The 14,264-nt window shown below is 69.6% G+C and carries 15 protein-coding genes; 5 read left to right on the top strand and 10 right to left on the bottom strand.

Annotated features, from left to right (window positions below):
* Positions 1–13: 13 nt before the first annotated feature.
* The 3 genes from ACGHC0_RS17850 to ACGHC0_RS17840 are packed head-to-tail and all read right to left on the bottom strand — an operon-like array spanning position 14 to position 3,008.
* Complete coding sequence (locus ACGHC0_RS17850) at positions 14–832, bottom strand: citryl-CoA lyase (RefSeq protein WP_415266343.1); 819 nt, start codon at positions 830–832, stop codon at positions 14–16.
* Positions 829–2,031, bottom strand: coding sequence for a CaiB/BaiF CoA transferase family protein (locus tag ACGHC0_RS17845; RefSeq protein ID WP_415266342.1), 1,203 nt, complete (start codon positions 2,029–2,031; stop codon positions 829–831). Before ACGHC0_RS17845 ends, ACGHC0_RS17850 begins: the two co-directional genes overlap by 4 nt.
* 2 nt (positions 2,032–2,033) lie before the next feature.
* Complete coding sequence (locus tag ACGHC0_RS17840; protein ID WP_415266341.1) at positions 2,034–3,008, bottom strand: Bug family tripartite tricarboxylate transporter substrate binding protein; 975 nt, start codon at positions 3,006–3,008, stop codon at positions 2,034–2,036.
* 162 nt (positions 3,009–3,170) lie between these two features.
* On the opposite strand from ACGHC0_RS17840, the gene ACGHC0_RS17835 reads away from it, so the two are divergent.
* The 4 genes from ACGHC0_RS17835 (at position 3,171) to ACGHC0_RS17820 (ending at position 5,894) form a co-directional block, all read left to right on the top strand.
* A complete protein-coding gene (locus ACGHC0_RS17835) occupies positions 3,171–3,980 on the top strand; it encodes an IclR family transcriptional regulator (protein ID WP_415266340.1) in 810 nt (269 codons plus the stop codon).
* A gap of 89 nt (positions 3,981–4,069) precedes the next feature.
* Complete coding sequence (locus ACGHC0_RS17830) at positions 4,070–4,627, top strand: cytochrome b (RefSeq protein ID WP_013595778.1); 558 nt, start codon at positions 4,070–4,072, stop codon at positions 4,625–4,627.
* A 39-nt stretch (positions 4,628–4,666) separates the two neighbouring features.
* Positions 4,667–5,245: a YceI family protein gene (locus tag ACGHC0_RS17825; protein WP_368352244.1), complete on the top strand. Its 579-nt coding sequence runs from the start codon at positions 4,667–4,669 to the stop codon at positions 5,243–5,245.
* Between the two features lie 73 nt (positions 5,246–5,318).
* Positions 5,319–5,894: a YceI family protein gene (locus ACGHC0_RS17820; protein ID WP_013595776.1), complete on the top strand. Its 576-nt coding sequence runs from the start codon at positions 5,319–5,321 to the stop codon at positions 5,892–5,894.
* A 102-nt stretch (positions 5,895–5,996) separates the two neighbouring features.
* Here the strand turns inward: ACGHC0_RS17820 and ACGHC0_RS17815 are convergent, their stop codons facing one another.
* Positions 5,997–6,455 (bottom strand): Lrp/AsnC family transcriptional regulator, encoded by a 459-nt coding sequence (locus ACGHC0_RS17815; RefSeq protein WP_013595775.1) that lies wholly within the window; start codon positions 6,453–6,455, stop codon positions 5,997–5,999.
* Between the two features lie 166 nt (positions 6,456–6,621).
* On the opposite strand from ACGHC0_RS17815, the gene ACGHC0_RS17810 reads away from it, so the two are divergent.
* Positions 6,622–7,242, top strand: a complete 621-nt coding sequence (locus ACGHC0_RS17810) for a glutathione S-transferase family protein (protein WP_415266339.1) — start codon at positions 6,622–6,624, stop codon at positions 7,240–7,242.
* 22 nt (positions 7,243–7,264) lie between these two features.
* Here the strand turns inward: ACGHC0_RS17810 and ACGHC0_RS17805 are convergent, their stop codons facing one another.
* The 6 genes from ACGHC0_RS17805 to ACGHC0_RS17780 form a co-directional block, all read right to left on the bottom strand.
* Positions 7,265–8,080, bottom strand: coding sequence for a fused DSP-PTPase phosphatase/NAD kinase-like protein (locus tag ACGHC0_RS17805; protein WP_415266338.1), 816 nt, complete (start codon positions 8,078–8,080; stop codon positions 7,265–7,267).
* 525 nt (positions 8,081–8,605) lie between these two features.
* The gene (locus tag ACGHC0_RS17800) at positions 8,606–9,961 is read right to left on the bottom strand and encodes a dicarboxylate/amino acid:cation symporter (protein WP_415266337.1); all 1,356 of its coding nucleotides are present in this window, start codon (positions 9,959–9,961) and stop codon (positions 8,606–8,608) included.
* Positions 9,962–10,113: 152 nt separating this feature from the next.
* Positions 10,114–11,382, bottom strand: a complete 1,269-nt coding sequence (locus tag ACGHC0_RS17795; RefSeq protein WP_415266336.1) for an aspartate aminotransferase family protein — start codon at positions 11,380–11,382, stop codon at positions 10,114–10,116.
* Complete coding sequence (locus tag ACGHC0_RS17790) at positions 11,375–12,484, bottom strand: phosphotransferase (RefSeq protein ID WP_415266335.1); 1,110 nt, start codon at positions 12,482–12,484, stop codon at positions 11,375–11,377. The genes ACGHC0_RS17795 and ACGHC0_RS17790 overlap by 8 nt, the downstream gene beginning before the upstream one ends.
* Positions 12,481–13,509 (bottom strand): histone deacetylase family protein, encoded by a 1,029-nt coding sequence (locus tag ACGHC0_RS17785; protein WP_415266334.1) that lies wholly within the window; start codon positions 13,507–13,509, stop codon positions 12,481–12,483. Before ACGHC0_RS17785 ends, ACGHC0_RS17790 begins: the two co-directional genes overlap by 4 nt.
* A gap of 35 nt (positions 13,510–13,544) precedes the next feature.
* Entirely contained in the window at positions 13,545–14,237 is a 693-nt protein-coding gene (locus ACGHC0_RS17780; RefSeq protein ID WP_415266333.1) for a GntR family transcriptional regulator, read from the bottom strand.
* Positions 14,238–14,264 lie beyond the last annotated feature (27 nt).

The raw sequence follows: 14,264 nt of genomic DNA, 5'->3' as shown, positions 1-14,264 counted from the left end.
CCGGCCGTGGTGGTCAGGGCAGGTCCCGCGGCGCGGGGCCGTCGTACGTCCACAGGTATTCCCGCGGGATCGGCCCCTTGTTGCGGCCTCCCTGGCCGGTCTGCTCCCAGGCATGCGCCAGGATGCCGACGGAGCGCGACAGGCAGAACAGGCCGCGCGCCAGCGGCGGCGGGAAGCCGAGCTCCGCGTAGATGACGGCGGTGGCGCCGTCGATGTTCATGGGAATGCGCCGGCCGTTCTTGCGGGACGCCAGTTCCTCTTCCACGGCGCGCCCGATGGCGGCGAAACGCCCGCTCACGGTGCCCTCGCGCGCGGCCTCGTCGACGAGTTCCAGCAGCCGCGGCGCGCGGGGATCGACGGGGTGGAAGCGATGGCCGAAGCCCGAGACGAACCTGCCGTGCCGCTCGATGGCCGCGTCCAGCCCGCCGCGCACCGCGTCGTCCGGCGCGGCGCCCGCATCCTGCCGGGCCGCGATGTCGAGGTACATGGCCACGGCCTGTTCGCCGGCCCCGCCATGGACGTCGCCCAGCACGTTGACCGCCGAGGCCATGGCGTTGTTCAGCCCCACGCCGCAGGTCGCGGCCATCCGGGCGATGGCGATGCTGGGGGCCTGCGGCCCATGGTCCACCGCGGACATGAGGGCGGCGTCGAGCAGCCGGCTTTCGCGTTCGCCGGGCAACTCGCCACGTGTCATCAGCCAGATCATCTGCGCGAAGCCGATGCGGCCGATCAGGTCCTGGATGGGGTATCCGCGGTAGCGGATGCTGCCGGGGCTCATGTCGATGATGGACGTGGTCCACCAGTCGCTCACGCGGGGGGCCTGGGTGCTCATATCGCCTGCTCCTGTGCCAGTTCCCGGATGTCCGACGGCGAATAGCCGAGCTCGGCCAGGATGTCCGCCGTGTGCTCGCCCAGCCGGGGCGGCGGGGTGCCGACGGCCGGTGCTTCGCCGTTCCACTTGAACCCCGTGCGCACGACCCGGATGTCGCGGCCGACGCCGGGAACGTCCTTGAAGGTGCCCACCATGCCGCGGCCGGCGATCTGCGGATGCTCCAGCACCTGGGGCACCGTGTACACCGGCCCCGCGGGCACGCCCGCCTCGTTGAGGCGCTTCCACCACGCGTCCGCCGATCCGGCGGACAGCGCTGCTTCCACCAGGGCCGTGAGTTCGGCGCGGTGCCGCAGCCGCCCATGGCGGTCGGCGAACCGCGGGTCCGCCGTCCATTCCGGGTGGCCGAGCACCGCGCACACCGCCTCGAACTGCTCCTGCTTGTTGGCCGCGATGTTGAGCAGGCCGTCCCCGGTCCGGAAGGTGCCGGACGGGCTGGCGGTAACGTTGTCGTTGCCCAGGGGCCGGGGCTCGCGCCCTGCGATCAGGTGGTTGGATACCGCCCAGCCCATGGTCGCGATGGCCGCTTCGAGCATCGAGACATCGATGAAAACGCCGCCCGTGCGATGGCGGTCCGCCAGGGCGGACGCCACGGCGAATGCGGCGGTGATGCCCCCGATCGTGTCCGCCACGGGGTAGCCCACGCGGTAGGGCGCCGTCTCCGGGGCGCCCGTGATGCTCATCATCCCGGACATGCCCTGGATGATCTGGTCGTACGCCGGCAGGTCGCGCAGCGGACCGTCCTGCCCGAACCCGGAGATGGCGCAGTAGATCAGCCGCGGGTTCTCCTTCAGGAGTTCCTCGTAGCCCAGGCCCAGGCGCTGCATGACCCCGGGCCGGTAGTTCTCCACCAGCACCTGCGCCGTGCGGACCAGCCTGCGCAGCGCCTCCTTGCCCGCGGGGTGCTTGAGGTTGAGCGTGATGGAGCGCTTGCCGGGGTTCTGGGCCAGGAACGAGACGCCCATGTCGGCCTGGTTCAGGTCCTGGTCGGCGCCCAGCTGGCGGGCCAGGTCGCCTCCCTGCCGGGCTTCGACCTTGATGACGTCGGCGCCCATGTGGGCGAGCTGGTGGCAGGCGAAGGGGCCCGCGAGCACATTGGTGAGGTCCAGCACGCGGACGCCGTGAAGGGGTGGGAGGGCCATGGTCAGTCGAGTTTCACGTTGCTGCTGCGGATGACCTCGCCCCAGCGCTGCTGCTCGCTGCGGATGAGGGCGGCAGCCTCCCGGGGCGTGGTCGCCATCGGGGTGCTGCCTTCGGCCTGCAGCGTGGCGATGGTGTCCGGCCGAGCGAGGGCCCTGGCCACTTCCTGCTGCCACCGGGCGAGCACGGCCGGCGGCGTGCCGGCCGGTGCCACCAGCATCTTCCAGTCGCTGGTATCGAAGCCCTTGTAGCCCGACTCGGCAATGGTGGGCACGTCGGGAAGCACCGGCAGGCGCTTCGCGGAGCTGACGGCCAGCGCGCGCAGCTTGCCCGCCTTGATGAACGGGATCACGGTCTGGGGCGTCGCGAAGTAGTAATCGACCTGGCCGCCCAGGAGATCGGTCGCCGCCGGGCCGGCGCCCTTGTAGGGGATGTGGCTGGTGCGGATGCCCGCCTGGCGGATGAAGAGCTCGCCGGTGAGATGGCCCACGGTGCCGTTGCCCGCGGAGGCCATCGACAGGGAGTCGGGTCGGGCCTTCGCGGCGCCGACCAGGTCGGCCAGGGTCTTGAAGCGCGATGCGGCGTTGACGACCAGCACGACGGGCTGCCCTGCCACGGTGGCGACGGGAACGAAGGCCCTGGACGCGTCGTACGGCATCTTCGCGTACAGGCTCGGGTTGATGGCCAGGTTGGCCGTCTGGCCCATGCCGAGGGTGTAGCCGTCCGGGGCGGCCTTGGCGACCGCGTCCATCCCGATGTTCCCGCCGGCGCCCGGCTTGTTGTCCACCACCAGCGTCCAGCCGGTGGAGGCGCGGATCTTGTCCAGCACCATGCGGCTGACGATGTCCGTGCCGCCACCCGGCGGGAAGGGAACGATGACCTTGATGGACTGGGACGGATAGTCGGCTGGCTGGCCGAGGGCCGCTGCGGACGCGGCGAGCAGGGCGCAGGTACCCAGCAGGCGAGAAAGAGAAAGCATGGTGTCTCCTTGGCTGTTCTGTTCAATAGAACCGTGTTCTGTTGGAAAGAACTTTAATGGCGCGCGCCAGCGTGAACCATGCGGGATAACCCTTGAGCAGCCAGACCCTCGCGGCCGCTGTGTTCTACTCAGCAGAACATAGCCGTGATCTTTCTGACGCCGATGACACAAGAATCCTCCGAGGCCTCCAGCGGGGTCGCCGTCCTGGACCGCGCGTTCGCCCTCCTGGGTGCATTCGCCCCGGAGGACGAGCGGCTGACGCTGACGGAGCTGTCCCGGCGCACGGGGCTCTACAAGAGCACCGTGCTGCGGCTGCTGGGCGCCCTGGAAAGCGGCGGCTTCATCCGGAAGTGGGACGACGGGCTGTACGGCATCGGGCCGGCGCCGGTGCAGCTGGCCGCCATCTACCAGCGCAGCCTGCGCATCGACTCCATCGTGGAGCCGCTGCTGCGCGAACTCAGTGCCGAACTCGGGGAAACCGCCTCGTTCTACGTGCGCTCCGGGGACCGGCGCCTGGTGCTCAGCCGCGTCGAGCCGTCGCGCGCCGTGCGCGTGTCCATCCGCGTGGGGGAGGCGTTCGACGTGCATCTCGGTGCCTCGGGAAAGGTGCTGCTGGCGTTCTCGGAGGGCGATCCGGCCCACGAGTCGGTGCGCGCCCGGCTGTGGGCCACTTCGTTCGGGGAGCGTGACCGGGAAACGGCGGCCGCCTCCGTGCCGGTATTCGGGGCGCCCGGAGAGCTCCGCGGCGCCCTGACGGTGTCCGGGCCACTCTCCCGCCTCGGGGAGCCTGCGGCGATCCGGGCGGCGCTGCTCGCGCTCATGGACCGGGCCCGGCGGGCCACCGCGGAGTTCGGCGGCAATCCCGCTTTGTATGCCGCAAGCCGCCAGGCGCTGCTGGCCGAGGCGCCTTTGCCCGCCGAGTCAAGTCCTCTCGGCTTCACAAAAATTGAATCAAAGCATCAATTTGATTGAAGATTTACGGAGGCAGCGGCCCTAGACTGGCGGCGCACCAGCCCGGCCGCGATGCGCGGCCGCCCGAAAGACCATCGCCCCAACGATCCATGACCCCGTCCCGTCCGGCCCGCTATACCGCCACCGCCATCCTGCTGCACTGGGTGCTCGGGCTGGCCATCGTCGCCGTGTTCCTGCTGGGCCTGTACATGACGGGGCTGCCGTTCTCGCCGCAGCGGCTGAAGTTCTACAACTGGCACAAGTGGGCCGGCGTGGCCATCCTGGCGCTGTCGGCCCTCCGGCTGCTCTGGCGCCTGACGCACCGCCCGCCGGCGCTGCCCGCGGCGGTGCAGTCCGCGATGCCGGCATGGCAGCGCGCCGCGCACCACGGCACGCACCACCTGATGTACCTGCTGTTCTTCGCCGTGCCCCTGATCGGCTGGGCCTACAGCTCGGCGGCGGGCTTTCCCATCGTGTTCCTCGGCATCGTGCCGCTGCCGAGCTTCGTGCCGGTGAGCCCCGAACTGGCCGAGGCCATCAAGCCCTGGCACCAGATCAGCGCCTATGCCCTGGCCGTGCTCGTCGTGCTGCACGTGGCCGCGGCGCTGAAGCACCAGGTCATCGACCGCGACGGCCTGATCGGGCGCATGCTGCCCGGGCGCGCCTGACCACCCGCCACCGAATCCACCGAACCAACGGAGCGATCCATGAAATTCTCCCCTTCCCTCTTCGCCGGCCTCGCGCTGGCATCCTCCGCGCTGCTGGCCGGCGCGCCCGCCTTCGCGCAGCAGAAGCTGGTGCCCGAGCAGAGCGAGATCACCTTCGTGAGCAAGCAGATGGGCGTGCCCGTCGAGGGCCGCTTCAAGAAGTTCGACGCGCAGGTCGCCTTCGACCCCGCCAAGCTCGCCACCAGCAAGGTGACGATCACGGTGGACACCGGCAGCGCCACCCTGGGCGTGAAGGAGTCCGACGCCGAACTGCCCAAGGCCACGTGGTTCAACGTGCCCAAGTTCCCGCAGGCGACCTTCCAGTCCACGGCGATCAAGTCCACCGGCCCGGGCAAGTTCGAGGTGGCCGGCAAGCTGAGCATCAAGGGCGCCACGCAGGACGTGGTCGCACCCGTCACGCTCACCCAGAACGGCGCCACCACCATCGCCACCGGCAGCTTCCCGATCAAGCGCCTGGCCTTCAAGATCGGCGAGAACGAGTGGGCCGACACCTCCATGGTCGCCGACGACGTGCAGGTGAAGTTCAAGCTCGCGCTCACGGGCGTGGGCAAGCTCTGAGCCCCGGGGCCGAGCCCGCGCTTTCCCTGTCCCTTTTCCCTTCCTTCCCTTTCTTTCAACCGGAGATCCCGACATGCGCAAATCCCTGTTCGCCCTGGCCGCCGCGGCCGCCCTCGTTGCCGGTGCCGCCCAGGCCGAGACCGCCACGTACACGGTGGAGCCGACGCACACCTTCGCCACGTTCGAGATCAGCCACTTCGGCGCCAGCGTGAACCGCGGCCGCTTCGACAAGAAGGAAGGCACGATCGAGCTGGACAAGGCCGCCAAGACCGGCAAGGTGGACATCACCTTCCAGATCAACTCCATCAACACCGGCACGCCGCCCTTCGACAAGCACCTGCAGAGCCCCGACATCTTCGACGCGGCCAAGTACCCCACCGCGCGCTTCGTGGGCGACAAGTTCACCTTCGACGGCGACAAGCTGGTGTCCGTGGCCGGCAACCTGACCCTCAAGGGCCAGACCCATCCCGCGACCTTCAAGGCCAACCAGTTCGCCTGCTACCAGAGCCCGATGCTCAAGCGCGAAGTGTGCGGCGGCGACTTCGAGACCACGATCGACCGCACCCTGTTCGGCCTGGACTACGGCGTGCAGTACGGCTTCCCCAAGAACGTGCGCATCGTGGCCCAGGTCGAGGCCGTCAAGCAGTAATTCCTGCCGCGATGCACCGCCCCGGCCTGCGGGCCGGCGCAGCCGCCGCCTTCCGCCTCTGTGCGGACGGCGGCTTTTTCTTTGGGCCCGGGCGGGCTCTCCTCACCGCGCTGGTGGCCGCACTGCCTGCACGGTGGCATGCTTGCGCACGGGGCTGGAGAGCACGAGCGAGGTGGTGACCGAGCCATGCACCGCCAGCGCGTCCACCACGCGCTGCAGGTCGGCCGGCTCCGCGATGGCGCAGCGCACGATGAAGCAGTCCTGGCCGGTCACCCGGTCGGCCTCCAGCACCTCGGGCATGCTTTCGAACAACTCCAGGTAGGGCGCGATGCCGCGGTGCGTGGTCTCGATGCGGATGATGGCCGTGAGGCCCACGCCGATGCGGCCCAGGTGGACCCGGGCGCCATAGCCTTCGATGATGCCGGCGTCCTCCAGCTTGCGCACGCGCTCGCTCATCGCGGGCTGCGACAGGCCGATGCGCTTGCCCAGCGCGGCCAGGCTCTGCCGTGCGTCGGTCTGCAGGGCCTGCAGGATCAGCCAGTCCTTCTTGTCGATTCGCATGGAATGTCGGGGCCGGGCGGGCGCCGCGGCCGATGGTTCATCGGTGGGCGGGGGCTTTATCCGATGCCCGCCCCTGTGTGCGCATGGCGCGCCCGCCTATCGTAGGGCACGTTCCCTGCGATGCCGCCGTCCGGCCGCACCACGACACTCCAGGAAAGGACCTCCAATGCAGCTCTTCGGAATGCTCGACTCGCCCTACGTGCGCCGCGTCGCCGTCACCCTGCGCCACCTGGGCGTGCCGTTCGAGCACCGGCCCCTGTCCGTGTTCAGCACCTTCGACGCATTCCGCGCGGTCAACCCGGTGGTGAAGGCGCCCACGCTGGTGGCGGACGACGGCACGGTGCTGATGGATTCGACGCTGATCCTGCAGTGGATCGATGCCTGCAGGCCGGAGGCTGCTGCCCGCCTGGTCCCGGCGGACCGGACGGCCCGCCTGCAGGACCTGCGCATCGCCGGCCTCGCGCTCGCCGCGTGCGAGAAGACGGTGCAGATCGTCTATGAGCAGCGGCTGCGCCCCGAGGAAAAGCAGCACCGGCCCTGGCTGGACCGCGTCGGCCTGCAGCTGGATGCCGCCTACGCGCAGCTGGAAGAAGCCATCGCCGGTGCGGGCAGCATGCCGGACGTGGATGCCCTGTCCCACGGCGGCATCGCCGCGGCGGTGGCATGGAGCTTCACCGGACTGGTGCTGCCCGGACGGGTGGTGGATACGTCGCATCCGTCGCTGGCGGCCTTCGCCGCGGCGGCCGAGCGGCTGCCCGCGTTCGTGGCGTGCCCGCAAGTCGGTTGATTGCCTGCGGGCCGCGAGCCGCTCAGGTGGGCTGTGCCGCGTCGCTGCGGCGCCATTCCGACCATGTCAGCGGCCTTCCCCCTGGGTTTTCGCGTGCATACGCGTGGAACTCATGGAAGAACGCAAGCCGGTCCGCGTGGAAGGTTTGTTTTCTTTTCTTGACCGTGCTGGTGTCTGTCAGGTTGTGGTCATGGCTCAGCTTGGACTGGCGCGCCATGATGGCGTCGGCATCGACCTCCCGCGCATTGTGGAGCATGTCGTGGAGCACCATGAAAGTGGTGGTCCTTCCGTGGCCGCCGTTGCAATGCACATGCAGGCCCGTGCCTTCCGGCAAGTCACGTACCAGCTCGATGAACTGGTCCACATCCCTGCGGGACGGGCGCACATGGTCCGTGACGGCGATACGGCGATACTCGGCGCCCGCCGCTTCCACGATGTCCTGCTCCGACCGGGCGAGGGTGGTGACCAGTGGCCGGGGGGCCGGATCGTCCATTCTTCCCTTCACATATTCTGCGTGGATCGCCACTGCGTTGCCCTGCCTGCGCAGTTCCTCGAGCTGATCTGCCTCCCGCGCCATGGTTGCCGCCGTGTCCAGTCCTACATTGCCCCAGTCATTGGTGCCGCGCCATGTCAGGGAATGGCCATCGGCCACCGCGTGCGACTCCTGGCGCAGGTCCACTACGACCAGAGGGGCATCGCCGTAGATTTGGCGGATGGCATGCACCTGGGCTTCCGATGTGATGCGCTCGCTTCCCGATATCTGCAGCGATTCCAGTCCGCGGGTGTCGAAGCCGGGCGGTAACTTCGCTGCCTGGCCCGACGACCGGAAGAATGCCATGGTCCCGGGCGGGTTCGGGGGCGTGGTGTCATAGGCGAGCCGCAGGTTGGTGTCGGGATCGGGCTGGCGCCGCAGCAGCGCGGTCCGCCCCCTGCCGATCGGTCCGGAGTGGTTGGAGGGCCCGGCCGCGGCACTTTCGGGCGGCGGCGCATCCTGCGGGCCGGCTCCCCCCCTGCGGCGGCGTGATGCAGGCATTCCGGTAAAACGTGCGGCATCCAGGCATTTGCTGCTGGAGCCGGAGGCTGGCGGGGATCTGCCGGCGGTGGGGGCTGGGGTGTCGCGCTCCCCTGAGGGAAGGCAGGACTTGAGTAATCCACAATGGAATGAGATACGGGGCATTGATTTTTCTTGCCGATAGTCTGAATGCATCGACTGTCGAAAAAACCGCAGAGCAGCGCCTCTCACGGACGAAGTGCCGCGCCATCCTGCGAAGCGACCGGCAGCGCCTGCTGCAAGGCGCGTTCCTTCCGAGGAAAGAAAAAGGCCGGCATGTGCCGGCCTCGGTGCGGTGTGGGGGCAGGGCGCTCAGCGCGTACCCGACACGTCCATGCGCTCCGTCTTGTGGTCCAGGATCGCTTCCGGCTCCTGCGCGGCCACCCAGTCGGGGTTGTCCAGGCGCTGCTTGAGCTGCTCCGTGTCGAGGTCGCCGGTCCACTTGGCCACGACGAGGGTGGCCACGCCGTTGCCCACGAGGTTGGTGAGCGCGCGTGCCTCGGACATGAAGCGGTCGATGCCCAGGATCAGCGCGAGGCCCGCCACGGGCACGTGGCCCACGGCCGAGAGGGTGGCGGCCAGCACGATGAAGCCGCTGCCGGTGATGCCGGCCGCACCCTTGGAGGTGAGCAGCAGCACCAGCAGCAGGGTGATCTGGTGCGTGATGTCCAGCGGCGTGTTCGTGGCCTGGGCGATGAACACGGCGGCCATGGTCAGGTAGATGGAGGTGCCGTCCAGGTTGAAGGAGTAGCCGGTGGGGATCACGAGGCCCACGGTGGTCTTCTTCGCGCCCAGGTTCTCCATCTTCTCCATCATGCGCGGCAGCACCGATTCGCTGGAGGAGGTGCCCAGCACGATGAGCAGTTCTTCCTTGATGTACTTCACGAACTTCCAGATCGAGAAGCCGTGGAAGCGGGCGATGAGGCCCAGCACGATGAAGATGAACAGCACGCAGGTCAGGTAGAACGAGCCCATCAGCTTGCCCAGCGACAGCAGCGAGCCGACGCCGTACTTGCCGATGGTGAAGGCCATGGCGCCGAACGCGCCGATCGGGGCCACCTTCATGATGTAGCCGACGATGGTGAACAGCACGTGCGAGGTCTTCTCGATGAAGTCGAACACCAGCGTGCCGCGGCCGCCGAAGCGGTGCAGCGCGAAGCCGAACATCACGGCGAACAGCAGCACCTGCAGGATCTCGCCCTTGGCGAACGCATCCACCACGGTGGTGGGGATGATGTTCATGATGAAGTCGGTGGTCGTGCCCATCTTGCCGGGCGCCGTGTAGGCCGCGATGGACTTGGTGTCGAGCGACGCGGGATCGACGTTCATGCCCGCGCCGGGCTGGAGCACGTTGACGACGATCAGGCCGATGACCAGCGCGATGCTGCTCACCACCTCGAAGTAGAGCAGGGCGAGGCCGCCGGTGCGGCCCACCTTCTTCATGTCCTCCATGCCCGCGATCCCGACCACCACGGTGCAGAAGATGATGGGCGCGATGATCATCTTGATGAGCTTGATGAAGCCATCGCCCAGGGGCTTCATCTTCTCGCCGATCTCGGGGTAGAAGTGCCCGAGCAGCACGCCCACGACGACGGCGAACAGCACCTGCACGTAAAGCGAGCGGTAGAGGGGAAGTTTTCTGGCGGGAATGCGGGCGTTTGCGGTCATGCAGGCCTCTGGCGTCAACTGAAAAGGAGCGGGCACGGGGCGCCTGTCCACAGGCAGCCGTCGCGCGGGTGACGCACTGTAAGGCCGTGCTGCACGCGAGACATTGTGGAAAACCACATCGTTGATGCCGCGCTGCCGGGGCGCGTGCAGCCTTACAGCGCGCCCAGGACCTCGTCCAGACGCTCCACCAGCAGATCCGCGTGCTCCCGCTGGAACACCAGCGGAGGGCGTATCTTCAGCACGTGGGCGTCCGGGCCGGTCGCGCTCAGCAACACCTGGCGCCGGCGCAGTGCGTTGACCACCTGCGCGGCCTGGGCCGTGGCCGGCGCGCGCGTGGCGCGGTCGGCCAGCAGTTCCAGGCCCACGAACAGGCCGGCGCCGCGTGCCTCGCCGACGATGGCGTGGCGCCCGCCCAGCGCGGCGAGCCGCTCCCGCAGATAGTTGCCCACCTGCAGGGCATTGGCCTGCAGGCCGTTGCGCTGGATCACGTCGAGCACGGCCGAAGCCGCGGCCATGGAGACCGGGTTGCCGCCGAAGGTATTGAAGTAGCGGCTCGCCCGGCCGAAGGCCTCCATGACCCCGGGCCGCACCGCGAGGCCCGCGACCGGATGGCCGTTGCCCATGGGTTTGCCCATGGTGACGATGTCGGGCACCACGCCGTGCCGCTGGAAGCCCCAGAACGCCTCGCCCGTGCGGCCGAAGCCGGGCTGCACCTCGTCGGCGATGAACACGCCGCCGGCTGTATGGATCGCCTCCACGGCTTCGCGCAGGAAGCCGGCAGGCTCCGTGAATACGCCGTCGCTGGAGAACACCGTGTCCACCAGCAGTGCCGCGGGCTTCAGGCCGTGGGCCTGCAGGTCGGCGATGGCCGCGTGCACGCCGTCGGCGAAGCGCCGGCCCGTCGCGGCGTCGCCCCCTTCGGGGGCATCGACCAGCCGCACGTGGTCGCCGATGCGCACGTACTGCCCCAGCGAGGGCGAGGCGCAGGCCAGCGCCGAGGTCACGCCGTGGTAGGCCCAGCGCGTCACGATGAGGCCGGTGCCGCCCGTGTGTGCCGTGGCGATGCGCATGGCCAGGTCGTTGGCCTCGCTGCCCGTGCAGGTGAAGGTGGCATGGCCGAGTTCGGGCGGCATGGTGGCCAGCAGCCGCTCGGCGTAGTCGAGGATGCCCTGGTGCAGGTAGCGCGTGTGCGTGTTGAGCACCGAGGCCTGGCGCGCGATGGCTTCCACCACCTCGGGCCGCGCGTGGCCCAGCGGCACGACGTTGTTGTAGGCGTCCAGCCAGGGGGTGCCGGCGGCGTCGTAGAGCCAGACGCCCTCGCCGCGCACAGGGTGGAAGGGCTCTTCGTAGAACAGCCGGTAGGCCGGGCCCAGCAGGCGTGCGCGGCGGGCCAGAAGCTCGGCGGTGGTGGCGTCAGGCATGGATCGGTTCCTGGTGGCGGCAGGCGGCATGGATGGCGTCCTGCACCTGCTCGGGCGCGAGATCGGCGCAGGCCTGCAGGCGGGCCCAGGAAATCGCGTTGTTGCGCAGCAGGTAGGGTGCGTTGTCGGGCTGGCGCGCGGCACGCCAGCCGCTGATCGCGACCACCATCGCCAGGCGCGCCCGCACGAGGTCGAGGAGCGCGGAGGTCTCGGCGTCGGTCAGCGGCGATACGGTGTGGTAGTCGGCCGCGAACCGCGCGATGGTCGCCAGCGCGTCGCCGGCCTCCTGGCTCTGTGCATCGAGGTGGTAGGAGGCCGCGACGGCCAGATCGTCCACCAGCGGCGCATGCACCATGTCGCCGAAGTCCAGGATGCCGGCCACGAGGGATGGGTCCGCCGGATCGACGAGCAGGTTGTAGAGGTTGAAGTCGTTGTGGATCGGCTGCCGTCGCAGCCCGGCCAGCGCCGGCCTGGCACGCTGCGCGAAGCCGTCGAGCGCGGCCTCGGCCAGCGCGCGGCGGGCCGGGTCGGCCACGTGCGCGAGCAGCGGCCGCACGCGGTCGGCACGCTGGATGTCCCAGGGCAGCTCGCGCTCGGCGGCGGGATGCTCCAGGCCAGACAGTGCGCGGTCCAGGCGCGCCAGCATGCGCGCCACGCCGCTGCGCTGCGCGGCCGAGCGCGGCGCCTGCGGCATGGGCAGGCCTTCGAGGTAGCTGAACACCCGGGCCACGCGCGTGCGGCCTTCGGCATCCTCGATCTGCACCGAGGGCGCGCCGTGCCGGTCGGGCAGCAGGCGCTGCACGGGCAGCTGCGGGTCGGTGCGGGCGATGTGCAGCAGCGCCTGGGTCTGGAAGTCGGCGACGATGGGGTCTTCGTCCGGGTGCGAGAGCTTGAGCATGCAGCGCGCGCCGCCGCCGTCCGGCTCCAGCAGGAAGTTGGCATCGCGCTCGCCCGTGAGCGGCTGCAGCCGGCCCTGCAGGCCATGGAGGCGCTGCAGCAGGGCGGCGGCCCAGCCAGTTTCGACGGGTGCGGGCGGGGCCGTGAGCACGGCCGCTTCCGGCAGGGCTGCGCGAATCGCGGTGTCCAGGTCGTGCATGGTCATGCCGCCTTTTCGAAGCCCGCCAGAGCGCTGGCCAGATTGGGCCCCAGGTCTTCGGAGAGGTAACCGCCTTCCTGCACGAGCACGGTGGGCAGGCCCAGCCGGGCGATCTCTCCGAGGATGCGGCCGAAGCCCGGTGTGCTGACGGCCAGCATCCGGTAGGGATCGTTCTCATGTGCGTCCAGCCCCAGCGCCACGACGAGCGCGCCGGGCGCATAGGCGCGGACCGTGGCGGTGGCCGTGGCCAGAGCGGCGAGGAAGCCCTCGTCCTGCGTGCCGCGGGCCAGCGGCAGGTTCAGGTTGTAGCCCAGGCCTTCGCCCTCGCCGGCCTCGTGCGCATGGCCGGTGAAGAAGGGCGTGCAGAAGTGCGGGTCGGCGTGCAGCGAGATGGTGAGCACGTCCCTGCGGCGCCAGAAGATGCCCTGCGTGCCGTTGCCGTGGTGCACGTCGATGTCCAGGATGGCCACCCGGTCGTGCCGCTGGCGCAGGTGCTGGGCGGCGATGGCGGCGTTGTTCAGGTAGGTGAAGCCGTTGGCGCGGTCGGCATAGGCATGGTGGCCCGGCGGGCGGCAGAGCGCATAGGCGGCGCGTTCGCCGTCCAGCACCAGTTGGGCCGCGTGCGTGGCCACGTGGGCCGACCAGGTGGCTGCGTGCCAGGTGTGGCGGCCGATGGAGCACGCCATGTCGCCCATGTGGTAGCCGGCCTGGCCGACCAGGCTGTCGGGGTAGGTGAAGGGCTGGCCCGGGAAGGGATGGACATTGGGAAGCACCTCTTCGGACGCGCCCTCGAGCTGCTGCCAGCGTTCCCACGCCGTCTCGAGGAAGCGCAGGTACTGCGGCGTGTGGATCGCGGCCCTCGGGCCGGGGCCGTGGTCTTCGGGGGCGAGGATGTCGTGGCCCTGCCGGCGCGCGGCGTCCAGCAGCAGCGTGCCGCGCTCGGGCTGCTCGTTGCTGCGCTGCATGCGGCCCCGCACGATGAATTGCTGCGGATCGTGGCCGATGTGCTGGTCGCTGTAGATGACTTTCATGCAGGGATTCCCGTGTCCGGTGAAAAGGATCGCTCTCAGGTCTTGAACAGGCTGGAGGCATGCGCCTTGGCATCCTCCAAGTGGAAGCGCAGCGCGTGCTGCACGGCCTCGACGTCGCGCCTGGCCAGTGCGTGGGCGATGGGGCGGTGCGTCTCGGCCAGCAGCTTCAGGTCGCCGTAGCTGCCCTCGCTCAAGGCGAGGAACATGCGCACCTCGGTCTGCATGTTGTCGAACAGCCGGTGCAGGTAGTGGTTGCCCGACAGCGCGCTGATCGCGAAGTGGAAGTCCAGGTCCAGCGCCACGCGCTCGGCCGAGGGCAGCGTCTCGGCGCGCGCGACCATGTCGTCCACGCGCGCGTCGAGCGCGGCCAAGTCGGCATCGCTCGCGTGCTGGCAGGCCAGCGCGGCGCCCAGCAGTTCGAGCTGGATGCGCACGTCGTACAGGTCGCTCACCTGCTTGGCCGACACGGTGCGCACCGCGAAGCCGTGGCGCGGGCGCGAGACGAGCAGGCCCAGGCTCTCCAGCCGGCGCGCCGCCTCGCGCACCGGGGCGCGGCTCACGCCCATCTGGCGCGCGAGTTCGGCCTCTACGATGCGCTCGCCGGGCGCGATGCGGCCCGACAGGATGGCGTCCTGCAACTGGGCCTCGACCACCCCGACCAGGTCGGGCACCTGGATCGATGAGAAGGCGGGCGCCGGGACGGCGGGGCTGCTGATGCGCGTGCTCATGGGGTGTTTCCTGTCTTGCATGTGCCC

Source organism: Acidovorax sacchari (assembly GCF_042847045.1).
Classification (GTDB): domain Bacteria; phylum Pseudomonadota; class Gammaproteobacteria; order Burkholderiales; family Burkholderiaceae_C; genus Paracidovorax; species Paracidovorax sacchari.
The sequence above is the reverse complement of the archived record's forward strand: the minus strand, read 5'-3'. Positions and strand labels throughout refer to the sequence as shown.

Bases quoted from the DNA above. Each gene is read 5' to 3' on its own strand.
- ACGHC0_RS17850 (WP_415266343.1), bottom strand. From the start codon at position 832: ATGAGCACCCAGGCCCCCCGCGTGAGCGACTGGTGGACCACGTCCATC.
- ACGHC0_RS17845 (WP_415266342.1), bottom strand. From the start codon at position 2,031: ATGGCCCTCCCACCCCTTCACGGCGTCCGCGTGCTGGACCTCACCAAT.
- ACGHC0_RS17840 (WP_415266341.1), bottom strand. From the start codon at position 3,008: ATGCTTTCTCTTTCTCGCCTGCTGGGTACCTGCGCCCTGCTCGCCGCG.
- ACGHC0_RS17835 (WP_415266340.1), top strand. From the start codon at position 3,171: ATGACACAAGAATCCTCCGAGGCCTCCAGCGGGGTCGCCGTCCTGGAC.
- ACGHC0_RS17830 (WP_013595778.1), top strand. From the start codon at position 4,070: ATGACCCCGTCCCGTCCGGCCCGCTATACCGCCACCGCCATCCTGCTG.
- ACGHC0_RS17825 (WP_368352244.1), top strand. From the start codon at position 4,667: ATGAAATTCTCCCCTTCCCTCTTCGCCGGCCTCGCGCTGGCATCCTCC.
- ACGHC0_RS17820 (WP_013595776.1), top strand. From the start codon at position 5,319: ATGCGCAAATCCCTGTTCGCCCTGGCCGCCGCGGCCGCCCTCGTTGCC.
- ACGHC0_RS17815 (WP_013595775.1), bottom strand. From the start codon at position 6,455: ATGCGAATCGACAAGAAGGACTGGCTGATCCTGCAGGCCCTGCAGACC.
- ACGHC0_RS17810 (WP_415266339.1), top strand. From the start codon at position 6,622: ATGCAGCTCTTCGGAATGCTCGACTCGCCCTACGTGCGCCGCGTCGCC.
- ACGHC0_RS17805 (WP_415266338.1), bottom strand. From the start codon at position 8,080: ATGGCATTCTTCCGGTCGTCGGGCCAGGCAGCGAAGTTACCGCCCGGC.
- ACGHC0_RS17800 (WP_415266337.1), bottom strand. From the start codon at position 9,961: ATGACCGCAAACGCCCGCATTCCCGCCAGAAAACTTCCCCTCTACCGC.
- ACGHC0_RS17795 (WP_415266336.1), bottom strand. From the start codon at position 11,382: ATGCCTGACGCCACCACCGCCGAGCTTCTGGCCCGCCGCGCACGCCTG.
- ACGHC0_RS17790 (WP_415266335.1), bottom strand. From the start codon at position 12,484: ATGACCATGCACGACCTGGACACCGCGATTCGCGCAGCCCTGCCGGAA.
- ACGHC0_RS17785 (WP_415266334.1), bottom strand. From the start codon at position 13,509: ATGAAAGTCATCTACAGCGACCAGCACATCGGCCACGATCCGCAGCAA.
- ACGHC0_RS17780 (WP_415266333.1), bottom strand. From the start codon at position 14,237: ATGAGCACGCGCATCAGCAGCCCCGCCGTCCCGGCGCCCGCCTTCTCA.